2 protein-coding genes are annotated in these 14,171 nt (G+C 62.6%); both read left to right on the top strand.

Annotation, left to right across the window (positions count from 1 at the left end; translation table 11 throughout):
- Window positions 1-364 precede the first annotated feature (364 nt).
- Window positions 365-1,474, top strand: a complete 1,110-nt coding sequence (locus tag ACOYXI_RS06995) for a substrate-binding domain-containing protein (RefSeq protein WP_135295954.1) — start codon at window positions 365-367, stop codon at window positions 1,472-1,474.
- 191 nt (window positions 1,475-1,665) lie between these two features.
- Window positions 1,666-14,163, top strand: a complete 12,498-nt coding sequence (locus ACOYXI_RS06990) for a filamentous haemagglutinin family protein (RefSeq protein ID WP_461674602.1) — start codon at window positions 1,666-1,668, stop codon at window positions 14,161-14,163.
- Window positions 14,164-14,171: the final 8 nt, after the last annotated feature.

Raw genomic sequence — 14,171 nt, 5'->3', positions numbered from 1 at the left:
CCCGTCAGAACAACAAATAATTCAGACTTTTTTCCAATACTTCAGCATCACCCGACCCTCAAAAGAACCATCCTCGGGTTCTCCTTTCTGTCATCTGCAACCAGCCTTCAACGGCTGTAGCCTGATTGCGCCAAACCGCTGATCCAGACCCCTCTCAATCTCCCGCAAACACCCGAGAAAACCCCCTGAAAAACCCCTCGCAGCTCCCGAGGTTTTTTCCTTTATCTGTCACCGCAAGATGCGAATTTCTCAGTGCGACTTAACCACGGACCCCGCTTGCGAAGGTCAGCGGTGAGTCTTCCCAGTGTCATGCAAGACCCCTGAAAACCTGTGTTCACAACCATCGTTGAAAAGGAGATTCTTCATGTTCAAGCGCACTCTGATCGCCGCTTCCCTGACCGTCGCCGCTCTGGCTTCCGCTCAAGCCATGGCCGTTACCGGTGGCGGCGCCACTCTGCCAGCCGCTCTGTACAAAGGTTCGGCCGACAGCATCCTGCCTGCCAACTTCAGCTACGCGGCCATCGGCAGCGGCGGTGGCAAGACCGCTTTCCTGACCAACAACCCGGCCGGCTTCAGCACCACCGGCACCGTGCACTTCGCCGGTAGCGACTCGATCCTCAGCGCTGCGGAACTCAGCACCTACAAGAACACTTACAACGCTTCGTACGGCCCGTTGATTCAACTGCCGTCGGTGGCCACTTCGGTTGCCATCCCATACAAAAAAGCCGGCCAGACCGCGCTGAACCTGACCAGCGCTCAGCTGTGCGAAGTGTTCTCGGGCCAGAAAACCACCTGGGGTGCTCTGCTGGGTACTTCCGACGCGACCACGATCCGCGTTGTTTATCGCAACGTTTCCAGCGGCACTTCGGAAATCCTGACTCGTCACCTGAACTCGGTCTGCCCGACTCAGTTTGCGACCAACTCCACCTTCACCAGCGCTCGTATCGGCGGCATCGCTCTGCCTTCGAACTGGGTCGGCGTCGCCAACACTTCCGAAGTTGCCACTGCCGTGAACGCGGTTGACGGTTCCATCGGTTATGTAGGTCCGGACGGCGTCGATGCCACCAGCAACGCTGTTGTTGCTCGCGTCAACGGTGTTCAGCCGACTGCGCTCAACGTGACGCTGGCGCTGTCGTCGGTCAATCCTCCGGCGAATGCTATCGATGCTGCCGATCCGTCCAAGTGGTCGCCAGTGGTTGCTAACCCGGCTTCGGGTTACAAATTGGCTGCCTACACCAACTTCATCTTCGGTCAGTGCTACAAGGATGCAGCCGTGGCCGCGGACGTCAAAGCCTTCCTGACCCAGCACTACAGCAACCCGGGCAACAACACTGCGACTCAGGCTCACAAATTCGTCGCTGTACCTAACGCCTGGAAAACCGCTGTGACCGCCAACTTCATCACCAACACTTCGGGCAACAACCTGGACATCAACAACGCCAGCGTCTGCAACGCTATCGGTCGTCCTTTGTAAGTTCGCGCGGTCGTAACACCGATGACGGCAACCTTCGGGTTGCCGTCATTTTTTTTGGCTCGAATACACGCCGAACATGAAGTTTGTGTGACATCCGTTCGGTCGCGCCCTCCGCCAACGGCCTATGTCGTAACAGCAGGTTTTTGCGCGCCTGCGGCCATATGTGGCAATCAAAAAAGGATCTCGTAGTGATGCTCGCTCGCCCATCCCGTCGTCGTACCAACGCTCTGTCATCCAAACGTGAAGTCATGGATCCGACGCTGTGGCTGCTCAAGCCGTTGGCGCACGCGGTGGCGTTGTGTCTGGTGGCGGGCAGTGCGCAGGCGCAGACGGCGTTCAGTTCGAGCTGGTTTGCCGCCAAGGGTGCGGCGCAGCAGGCCGCGGCTGCGCGTCCGAGCGTGGGGGGGCTGCCGGGGATGACACCGCCATTGGCCCAGCAGCAAAAAGCCAACCAGCAATTGCAGCGCTCGATTCAGACCTTGAATAACACCGTCGCCGCGATTGCCGCACAACAGGCGGCGCAGGCGGCCGGGAGAGCCGCCGCATTGGGCACGGTGCAGTTCGTGCCGGACGGCCTGGGCGAGGGTGGCTTGAAGGTCGACAACAGCCTGACTCAAGGCTGGCAGAACGCGAAGGGCCCGCAGCAGACCCAGGTCGATGGCAAAACCACAGTGACAATCGAGCAGACCGCCGACAAGGCCATTCTCAACTGGGAAACCTTCAACGTCGGTCGCAATACCACGGTCGATTTCGCCCAGCAGTCGAACTGGGCGGTGCTCAACCGCGTCAACGATCCGAATGCCCGGGCCAGCCAGATTCAAGGCCAGATCAAGGGCAACGGCACGGTGATGCTGATCAACCGCAACGGCATCGTGTTCAGCGGCAGCAGTCAGGTCAACGTGCGCAACCTGGTGGCCGCTGCCGCCAACATCACCGATATCCAGTTCCGTGATCGGGGTCTGTATTTCGACAGCACCGGCACCCAGCCGACGTTCACCGATGCCGCCGGCAAGGTGTTGGTGGAACGCGGTGCCTCCATCGACACCCACAAGCCGGCATCGTCTACCGCTGCCGGTGGTTATGCCTTGCTGCTCGGCAGCGACGTACAGAACGACGGCAACATCAACACCATCAAGGGCCAGACCGTGCTGGCGGCCGGCGACCGTTTCTACATCCGCAAAGGCTCGGGCACCGAAGGCAATGCGCTGTCCACCACATTCGGCAGCGAAGTCATTCCGGGCTTCAAGACCGGTGCCGTGGCGGGCAATGTCACCAACAACGGCTTGATCCAGTCCGCCACCGGCGACATCACAATGGCTGGGCACGAGGTCGTGCAAAACGGCGTATTGCTCGCCAGCACGTCAGTGGCGACGCGGGGCACGATTCACCTCTCCAACCCGAGCACCGATGCTAACGGCAGCGTGACGCTGGGACAGGGCAGTGCCACGGCGATCATGCTCGACAGCAGTGACCTGACCGCCCTCGACAGCCAGCATCAGGCCGCGCTGACGGGCGTCACGGCCAACAACCGGATCCGTGGCGATCAGTCACGCGTCGAGATTCAGAGCGGCGGCAGTGTCGAGTTCCAGAACGGCTCGATCACCCTGGCCACCGGCGGCCAGGTCGCGGTCAATGCACAACGCCGCAGCCTGGTGCGCGACGGCGCAATGATCGATGTATCCGGTGCCCTCGGCGTCAAAGTGGCGATGGAAAACAACAGCATCAAGATCAACGTGCAGGGTAACGAGCAGCGCGATGCCTCGGTCAACCGCGAGAAAGGCGCGCTCAACAGCAATGACATCTGGGTCGATGTGCGCGATCTGGTGTATGTGCCGGCCGGCACCAACGGCTACGCCACGGATCGCTGGTACACCGCCGGTGGCTTGCTGGAAGTCGGCGGTTATCTCGGCACTCAAGGGCACAGCGTCGGCGAGTGGATGGCCCAGGGCGGCACGGTGAGCTTTGCCGGCAACGACGTGGTGACTGAAAAGGGTTCGCAGATCAACCTGTCCGGCGGCACCCTGGATGTGCAGAGCGGCGAGATTCGCCAGAGCTGGCTGCGTGGCGCCGACGGCAAGTTGTATGAAGTGTCGCGTGCGCCGGGGGACCTGCTCTACACCGGCCTGTACAAAGGCTATGAAGACAGCAGCCAACGCTGGGGCCAGACCCGTTATTACTACAGCCCGCTGATTGCCCCGCGCTCGCGTTTCGAGTCGGGTTACACCGTGGGCCGCGATGCCGGACAACTGGTGATCGCCACGGCCAACGCCGTGCTCGACGGGCAAATGATCGGCGAGGTGTATCAGGGCGAACGGCAGAACCAGGCGCCGAAACCGGTGCTCGACGGCTATCAGCAGAGCCAGACCGCACTGGCCCGGCGTGCGCAATTGATCGTCGGCAGTTATGACCCGACCTTCGTCGCGGCGTCGAATGGCCTGCTCTACACCCTCAATCCGACGCTGGATCAGGTGCAGATTGGTGGCGAGCGTCCGCTCGCCGGCAGTGATCTGAACCTGAGCGCCGCAGTGTCCGAGTCGCGCAAGGGCAAGTTGTATCTCGATAACGATCAACTCAACGGCGTCCGCCTGGGTGCCCTCAAGGTTGCAGCCAGGGATCAGGTGGTTGTTGACGGTGCGCTGACGGTCGATAACGGTGGTGACATCACCCTGTATTCCCCGGATGTGCAGATCGGCGCCGACCTGAGCGCTCGCGGTGGCAGTCTGCGTCTGGGCAACGTACTCAATCAGTTCAATGGTGGCGCAAACACCGACACGCGCCTGGCGGCCAAGCCCGAAAAAACCACGCAAACCCGCATCGCCGGGGGCGTGCATCTCGACACCCGAGGGCTGTGGAGCAACCTGCGCACCAACCCGGACGATAACGCCAGCCTCGCGTATCTGAACGGTGGCCTGATATCGATCCGCAGCAGCGGTGATATCGACGTCGCTGCCGGCAGCCTGCTCGACGTTTCTTCCGGTGGCGCCATACTCGCCAATGGCAAGACCCGGGGTGGCAAGGGTGGTGATCTGACGCTGGAGTCGAGCGCTATTTCCGCGCCGGGCACATCGCATCTGAACCTCGATGGCGAACTGCGCGGTTATGGCGTCACGGGCGGTGGCACCTTGACGGTGCAGGCCAACAGGATTCTCGTCGGCCAGACGGATAAAGCCCTGGCAGACAACACCCTGCAACTGTCCACCGATCTGTTCAGTAAGGGGTTCTCCGCCTACAACCTGATCGGTCTCAACGGGCTCGACGTTGCCGAAGGCGCCGCGATTGATGTGACCCTGCCGGTGTACCGTTTCGGTGATGCGGCACCCAACCAGGTCAGTGGCGTCGATCCGCGCACGGCGCTGGAGCTGTGGACACCGACGCTGTTCCAGGAAAACCCGACCAAGGGCGTGCTGACCCAACGCGCCGGCGCCAGCCTGACACTGCAAGGTGGCGCGACGCTGGTCGGTCTGATAGACGCGGCCAACAGCTCGCTGACCCTGGGCCGTGGCTCGCGCATCAGCGTCGACCCGGGGCAGAGCATCAAGCTGCGTGGTGCCGGGCAGATCACCGTCGATGGTGAACTGAATGCGTGGGGCGGCACGATCGATATTCGTCAGCAACAATTCGGCTCGATCCAGCCGGCCACTTCGATTCAAACGGCTGATCCGAGCGCACATGACCGCTCGATCTGGATCGGCGAGCAGGCCGTGCTGGATGTCGCCGGGCGTGCGAATACGGCGACCGACACCCTGGGCCGCACTTACGGGCAGGTCGGCAAGGGCGGCAGCCTCATCATCGGCGGCGAGATCGATGCGAAGCTGGCAACCGCCACGGCTGCCGATGCCTACGTGATTGTGCGTCCGGGCGCGCGGCTGGATGCCTCGGGCACCGAGGCTGTTCTGGATATCGCCGGTCAAGGCCCGACGCGTATCGCAACGGACGGCGGGCGCATCAGTTTGAGTTCTTATAACGGTCTTTTCGTTGAAGGCAACTTGCGTGCGGCGGCGGGTGGCGTCGGGGCGGCCGGTGGTCGTCTGGAACTGGCGCTGGAGACGCCGTTGTATTCCGATTCGGCGAGCAACGCGGTGCGCTCGCCGAGGGAAATGATCATTGGTCAAGCGGCAGAAAACGAGCTGCTGCCCGCGAACCTGCAACCCGGCGAAGGCGCCGATGGCTTGCGTTACGGTCAGGCCCGCTTGAGTGCCGATGGCTTGATGACGGGCGGTTTCGACAATCTCAGCCTGCTGAGCAACGGTCTGTTGTCGTTTGACGGTGACGTCAATCTGCGCATGAATCAGAGCCTCAGTCTGTTCGCCGCAGCGCTGTCTCTCGCCGAGAATTCCAAAGGCTCGGCACGGGTTGATTTGAGTGCTCCATACCTGCGTCTGTCAGGGGTGGGCACCTACTTCGCCGGCTTCAACATGATGCGTCCACGGTTGCTCCCAGGCCCGACGGCCCGATCGTCCGATGCAACGTTCAATGCCTCCGCGAATTTGTTGGACGTGGGCAATGGCCTGTCCTTCGGGACTCAGGGTTCGATCCTGCAACGGCAGGCGCCGGCCGTTGAATACAGCCGTCGGGCTTTCGGTCTGGTGAGCCTCGACAGCAGCGGCGACCTGCGCTTCCTCGCGCCGAATGATGGTGCGGAGAAAACCAGGCTGTGGACGCCGGGCGACTTGAACCTCGGTGCGGCGCAGATCTATCCCGCCACCGGCATTCAGGCTGAGGTGCGTGCCGGTTATCAGGGCGCCGTCCCGGTTTCCGAACACACCTTGCGGATCAGCGGCCACGGCGCGGCACCGACTGCGGTGCCGTATTCGGCATTCGGAAAGCTGATTTTTTCCGCCGCGTACATCGAACAGGGCGGTGTCTTGCGTGCACCGCTGGGCAAGATCGTATTGGGTGACGATTTGCTCAGCACCACTCACGAGGTTCGTCTTCTGCCGGGCAGTCTGACTTCGGTCAGCGGTGCCGGTCTGGTCATGCCGTACGGTGGCACCACGGACGGTATCGACTATCGCTATAACGGCAAATCCGTGGTGCTCAACGGCATCTCCGGCGAAACATCAGGCGTGTCGATCGGCACGCAGTTCGCCGATGTGCAAAGCGGTGCGGTCATCGACCTGTCTGGCGGTGGCGATCTGCGTGGCGCCGGTTTCGTGTCCGGTCGCGGGGGTTCCACCGATGCACGTTTCAACCCGCTGGTGCGCACTGCGACTGACGGCACCTTCAGCCTGCCGGGGCTGGCGAGCAACCCGGTGTATGCCATCGTGCCCGGCAACCAGAGCAGCTACGCGCCGATGCTGGCCGAAGCGGGTGCGGGCGATCCGCGCATTGGCCAGCAGATCACTATTGGCGCCGGTGTGCCGGGGTTGGCGGCGGGTACTTACACACTGTTGCCGTCAACGTTTGCCCTGATGCCTGGTGCGTTCCGGGTTGAGGTAAACGGTCAGGCAGCACCCGGCGTGACAACGGGGGCGTTGCCACTGCGCAATGGTTCATGGACCAGCAGCGGGCAGATGTCGATTGCCAATACCGGCCTGCGTGACAGCCTGGCCAGTCAGTTGATTCTCACGTCAGCCGATGTGTTGCGTCGTTACTCGCAGTACAACGAAACCGGTTTCTCTCAATTCATCCAGAGCGACGCCGCCCGGCGCGGTGTGCCGCGTGCGCTGGCACCCATGGACGGCAAGACACTGGATCTGCGCCTGGCCTCCGGCGGCAAGCAAGACATCGCTTTGCAGTTCAACGGGCGCACGCTGTTCGAGGCTGCCGAGGGCGGCATGGCCGGCACAGCGGTGGTACGTGGCGGCAACGCCGGGAGCAGCTTCGAGATACTGGGTGCGGGCCGTGCATCGACACCGGGTTTCAACGGTGTGTCGCTGTACGCCGACACGCTCAACAGCCTCAACGCGGGGCGGCTGACCATCGGTGCGATGCCGAATGTCTTGTACAACACGACCGCTAACATCATCGGCTTCCTGGGCGCGAGTGAAAGTATTGTCTTGCGTGAAGGGGCGATTCTATCCGCGCCGCAAGTCTTGCTGCGCACCACGTCAACGCTTGGCGGGATCACCGTCGAGGCGGGGGGCGGGATCAATACGCTGGGCCGTGGCAACGTGGCATACGACTCGCTGGCCGGTTACGTTTATGAGCCGAAAGGCTCCAGCCTGCTGCTGGTTTCCAACGGTTGGGCGCAGGTACTGGCACCGGAACGGGCCAGTGGAATCAGCGGCGCGGGCAGCATCCGGATCGGCACTTGCGCAGCGAGTGCGTGCAACAATCCGGCCCTGCTGTATTCGAACGGCAGTATCACGGCCGCTACGGATAACCAGTTCGAACTCGGTGAAGCGGTGCGTTTCGGCACCCGTCATCTGGCATTGTCGGTCGGCTCGGTCAATACCGGCAGCGCCGAAGCACTTGCAGCGGCGGGCAGCCGCGTGCCCGCCGGCCTCACGCTCAACCAGAACGTACTCGACCGCTTGCTGCGCGGTGATACGCAGTTTGCCGCGCCGGCCCTGGAAACCCTGAGCCTGACCACTCGCGACGCCTTCAATTTCTACGGCAGCGTGAGCCTCGACACGATCGATCCACAGACCGGTCAGAGCAAACTGCAGAACCTGGTGCTGGTCACCCCGGCGATCTACGGTCTGGGCGATGCCAACGATGTGGCGAGTATCCGCACGGCCAACCTGATCTGGAACGGCGCGACGCAAAGCGCCGGCAGCGTCATTACCGGTGGCGCCGGTACGGGCAGCGGCACGCTAGACATTCAGGCCCAGCGGATCGAGCTGGGTTACGGACCGATGCCTCAGGCCAGCGGTCTGGATCAGAACAATCGATTGGCGTTGGGGTTCACCAACGTCAACCTCAGCGCCAGCGAGCGCATCACCGCCAATCACAAGGGCAGCCTGGCGGTGTATCAGGAGCAGGGCGCCTACGATCCGCTCACGGGTTACCGCTACAGCGGCGGCAATCTGAACCTGCGCACGCCGTTGCTCACCGGTGAGGCGGCATCGGTCAGCCTGCTCAAGGCCGGCAACAGCCTGACGCTCAGCGGCGCCGGGGCTGCCGGGGTGGCCAATGCCTTGGGGGCGGAGTTGAACCTTGAAGCCCGCAATATCGTGCTGGACAGCCGTATCGCCTTGGGCAGCGGCAAGCTGACCGTCAAGTCCGAGGGCGATTTGACGCTGGGCACTAGTGCCGTGCTGGACATGGCCGGACGGACCTTGCCGTTCAACGATGTCAGCAAATACAGCTGGGGCGGCGATGTCTCGCTGTACAGCGCCAACGGCAATATCCGTCAGGCTGCGGGCTCGCGGATCGACCTGTCGGCGAAGAACAATCAGGTCGGTAACCTCAGCGTCGTCGCTCTGGCCGATGCGGCCGGGATGGTCGATCTGCAAGGCGAGATTGTCGGCGGCAGCAGCGGTTACTACGACGCCGGGGGCACGTTGGTGCCGTACAAGGCCGGTGGCGTGGACATTCGCGCGCAACGCCTGGGAGGTGACGCCAGTGAGCAATTCGCCGCGCTCAACCAGCGCTTGAATGCAGGTCAGGTGTTCGGCAGCCGCAGCTTGCAGCTCAAGCAAGGCAACCTGGTGATCGGTGATGGCCTTAAGGCGAGCGAGGTCAATGTCTCGGTGGACAATGGCAGCCTGACGGCGACCGGTCTGATCGACGCCAGTGGCGAACGTGTCGGCAGCATTCGTCTGTCGGCGAAAAATGGCCTGACGCTGGCTGGCAATAGCGTGCTTGATGCCCATGGTCGCGTGCTGCGGGTCGACAGCTACGGCGAGATCATCGATGCGCCGAACCGCGCCACGGTCGAACTGAATTCCGGCGATGGTTTGCTCACGCTGGGCAACGGCGCGCGGATCGACCTGCGCCACGGCACCGATGCCGTGCCCGGTTTCCTTGCCGGGCAACACGATGGAATGCTGCGCGGTACGCTGGAGCTGAACGCGCCGCGTCTGGGCAGCAATGACATCGCCATCGACGCCAGTGGTGTGTTGACCATTCAGGGCGCACGCTCCATCGGCCTCAACGGTATGCGCCGCTACACCGATGCCCGCGAGGGTGTCGATCCGGCGGTCAGTGGCCGAGCGTATCAAGTCATCGATCAGGCCATGCTCGAGCGCATTCATGGCGACAGCAACGACTTTATCAACGCCGCACTGGGCAATAACGATCTGCTGCAACGCAAACTCGCCGGGTTGAACAACGCCACGTATGCCGATGCGTTCCATTTGCGGCCCGGTGTGGAGATCGCCAGCAAGACGGCTGACGGTGATCTGGTGGTGGAGGGCGATCTGGATTTGTCCGGTTACCGCTATGCCAGTCTCAATCCGCACACGCAGCTGAACCCTTCTGTATATGGTTCCGGGGAGGCGGGCAGCCTGGTGATTCGCGCCGGTGGCAACCTCGATATTTACGGCAGCATCAATGACGGCTTCGCGCCGCCACCGGAAACCCAGGACGATGCCGGCTGGAAATTGATTGCCGGTGTGCAGCCGTTCGGTGGCGATGTGATTGTGCCGGGCAGTGGGGTGACGCTGGCCGAGGGCACGCAGTTTCCGCTGGGGGCTACACTCAATTACGACGTGATGATTCAACCAGCGGTTCTGGCCAGTGGCACGTTGCTGCCGACTCAAGCTGTGCTGAACGAGGCGTATACCTTCAGCGCCGGCACCGTGCTGGCGGGGGCGATCCACGACAGCAACGGTCATCTGCTGTACGCCGCCGGTACGCTGCTCAGCGACAGCGTGACATTGCCTGCCGACACACGCCTGGGTGCCGGCATCCGTTTGAACAAGGCCACCGCCCTGCAAGCGATGAACTGGCCCAAGGGTGTGCCGTTGCCCAGCGTTTACGATGCAGATCTGACGACCTCCTCCGGGGTGAAATTAAAGGGCGAACTGGCCTTGCTGCGCGGTTCGCTGATTCCGTCGATGACCGATGTGAAGCTCGCCGAAGGCACTTCGCTGATCGAGTTGCGGCCGTTCAACGGCACACAACAGGGCAAGAACTGGGCGGTGGCCAGCATGCTGCCGTCGGGCAGTGCGTCGTGGTCGATGCGCGTGGTCGCCGGTGCAGATCTGGCTGCGGCCGATAGTCGTGCGGTCAAACCGCTGACCCCGGAAGGCAATCTGCGGCTGGCGGACAGTCATTACGGCGTCAACATCACCACGGCGGCGGGCAAGCTGGTCTGGGCTCCGGATAATCCCTTCTTTACGCCCTACGAGCCGGTCCCTGATGACATGCTCGAGTACTGCCAGCAGATTGCCGACTTGTGCGTACCCATGGCCCGTTGGGTCTGGGCGCCAGGCAGTGGAATGGGGCCGGACTACGAACCGGTTCCCGAGGAGGCCCAATTCATTTGTGATCTGCAGCCGGAACTGTGCATCGGCAACAATCCCGGGAAAACGGCCAAGGCCCATACGCAGATGTTCAGTGTTCTGCGTACCGGCACGGGTGATCTCGACCTGATCGCCGCAGGCAATCTGAGCATGGATTCACCGTTCGGCGTTTACACCGCCGGCACCCAATCAGCGAATATCGATCCGCTCTATAACCTGCCGCGCGGGCATCTTTCGGATAACAATTCGGTGTTGGGCAGCGCCGGTGCCGCTTATGAAAAATGGGTCGACGGTGGCAGCGACAGCCTCTATCAGGCCTGGTATCCGCAGATGGGGGGCAACCTGACAATCAATGCCGGTGGCTCGGTTTCCGGTGATTCGGTCGGGACGAAAGCCCAATCGACAGCGAGCGGGTTCCGCGAGCAGATGGCCAGTGTGGCAGTGGGCAACTGGCTGTGGCGTCAAGGCACGGGAACCCCGGATGTGCCCACGGCCTGGTGGATCAACTTCGGCAGTTATTCCACCCAAATGAACTCAGATCGGGTGATCAACACTGAACCCTACCTGGTGGGTTTCACCGGTTTCGGTACCTTGGGCGGTGGCAATATCAGCCTGCGGGCTGGTGGTGATGCCGGCATGCTCAAACCGCTAGGCGATGCCGTTAACTACCCGCGAGGTCAGGGGCTGATCGTCGCGGTAGCCAGCACCGGTCGAGTCGCCAGCGATGGCAGCGTGCAGATGACCGGTGGTGGTGACATGGACATTCGTATCGGCGGCACGCTCAACCCTTCGCTGCAAGCGCGGGCCGGAGAAACCGGCTTCGGCCAACCGAATCATGATCTGCAGGGCGCGCTGATCAACCTGCGCGGCGCGGCACACATGACGGGTGGAGCACTCGGCGGCATCAACCTGCAGTACGGCGCCGGCGCCGTGTTCAATGATCTTCGGGAAACCCGCGCACTTGATCCGTTTACCTCGACCACCGGTAGTGCTTCCGGAGGCGTGGTGCTGATTCCGGGTGACTCGGGCATGAGCCTGAGCAGCCGCGGTGATCTGGTGTTGGGCGGTGCCGCGGATCCTGGGCGAGTGAGTCTGATGAACGCCAGCCCGATCATGGCGGCCGACGCAAGCGTTGAGCAGGGCGGTATCCTCAGTGGCTTTTCATTGTGGACTGACCACACGGCAATCGATCTGTTCTCGGCTGGCGGGAACCTGACGCCGGGCACACAGATAGCAGAATTCAGTACATCCAATGGCCTGATCACGGGCCGCAATACCTCGCCTACCGACGGCCGATTTGTCTACCCATCGATTCTGCGCGCGGTGGCGGGCCAAGGGTCCGTTTATGCAGGGCCATCCGCGACATTCATTGGCGTAAACAACTACCCGCTGCAAGGTTACTCACTGCTTCTGGCGCCGTCGAAGTCGGGGCAGCTTGAACTGCTGGCAGGTGACTCTATCTACGCCGGTGGCTATGCGATCAACCAGTCGGGGGCCAGCCCGATGGCCGTGGCTACCCCGTTCAACCCGGCATTCAATGCTTACACCAACAGCAACGCCGGAAAACCGCTGCGCACCAACTACAGCGACGATGGCGTGGCGGCAGAGGGCAACGTGCGATATCCGCTGTTTGCCTATGGTCCCAACACCTACTCGGGATCGAACGACGTACAGGGGCCGGCGCGATTCTATGCGCTGACGGGGGACCTGGTGGGCATTCGCAGTGGCGAAACGTTGAGCTTTTCCACTTCCAGACGCACCTGGTACGAAGCGGCGGGGCCTGTGTGGATGATCGCCGGACGCGACATCGTTGCCTCTGGCACTGCCCTGGGGCAGCCTGCGGCCGTGCCGACAGTGGAAATGAGTAGCGGCAAGGAGGACATTTTTTCCACCGGCAACCTGTTCGTCCACAATGACCTGCGAGATGTATCGCGCGTCTCGGCGGGCCGCGACATTCTCTACAGCAGCTTCGATATCGCCGGACCTGGAACGCTGGACATTAATGCCGGGCGCAACATCCTGATGGAAAATCGCGCCAGCATTACCAGCCTCGGCGCGATAGTGGCCGGGGATTCGCGGCCTGGCGCCAGCGTGGTATTGCAGGCGGGCGTGGGCGCGCAGGGGCCGGATTACACAAGGTTCATCGCCCGTTACCTGAACCCGCAGAACCTTGCCAATCCGAATGCCTCTCTCAACGGCCAGCCGGGCAAAGTGGTCAAGACCTACCTCGACGAGTTGCAGAGCTGGCTGACGCTCGGCTACGGCTTCAGCGGCAACGCAGAGCAGGCACAGGCGTTCTATGCCGCGCTGCCAAGTGCCGAGCAGGCGATCTTTGCGCGGCAGGTGTACTTCGCCGAACTGCGCGCCGGCGGCCTGGAATACAACGACGTCGACGGCCCGCGCAAAGGCAGTCATCTGCGCGGTCGCAACGCCATCGCCGCACTGTTCCCGAGCACCGATGTGGCGGGCAATCCGCTCCGTTACGACGGCGACATCACGCTCTACGGTGGTGCCGGGGTCAAGACCCTGTTCGGCGGCGATATCCAGATGCTCACGCCGGGCGGCGGTCAGGTGTTCGGCATCGAAGGCGCAGCACCACCGTCCACGGCGGGGATCATTACGCAGGGTTCGGGCAACATTCAGCTCTACTCGCAGGGCAGCATTCTGCTGGGGCAGAGCCGGATCATGACCACCTTCGGCGGCTCGATCCTCGGCTGGTCGGCCGAGGGCGACATCAACGCCGGTCGCGGCTCGAAAACCACTGTGGTCTACACCCCGCCGAAACGGGTCTATGACACCTGGGGCAATGTAACCCTGTCGCCTTCGGTGCCGAGCACCGGTGCCGGTATCGCCACCCTTAACCCGATTGCCGAAGTGGCGCCGGGAGACATCGACCTGATCGCGCCGCTGGGCACCATTGATGCGGGCGAGGCGGGCATTCGCGTCTCGGGCAACGTCAACATCGCCGCGCTGACCGTGGTCAACGCCGCCAACATCGCCGTGCAAGGCAAGACCAGTGGCGTACCGGTGGTGGCTGCGGTGAACACCGGGGCGATCACCTCGGCCAGTTCGGCGGCATCTTCGGCAACCCAGGCCGCTGAGGACGTGGCGCGTCAGCAGCAAGCAGCGGCGCGGCAGAACCAGGCGTCGGTGTTCACCGTGCAGGTGCTGAGCTTCGGTAACGAACAACTGGCGCCGAGCCGTGATGGTGCCAGTCGTGCGCCGGCGCCGGGTTACAACCCGAATAGCCCGGTGCAGGTACTGGGTGCCGGCGCGCTGGATGAACAGGCCAAGCAGCAGTTGACCGAGGAGGAGCGGGGGCAACTGACGCTGTAAAAGACTCT

It is taken from the genome of Pseudomonas sp. G3-19 (assembly GCF_054855875.1).
The sequence above is the reverse complement of the archived record's forward strand: the minus strand, read 5'-3'. Positions and strand labels throughout refer to the sequence as shown.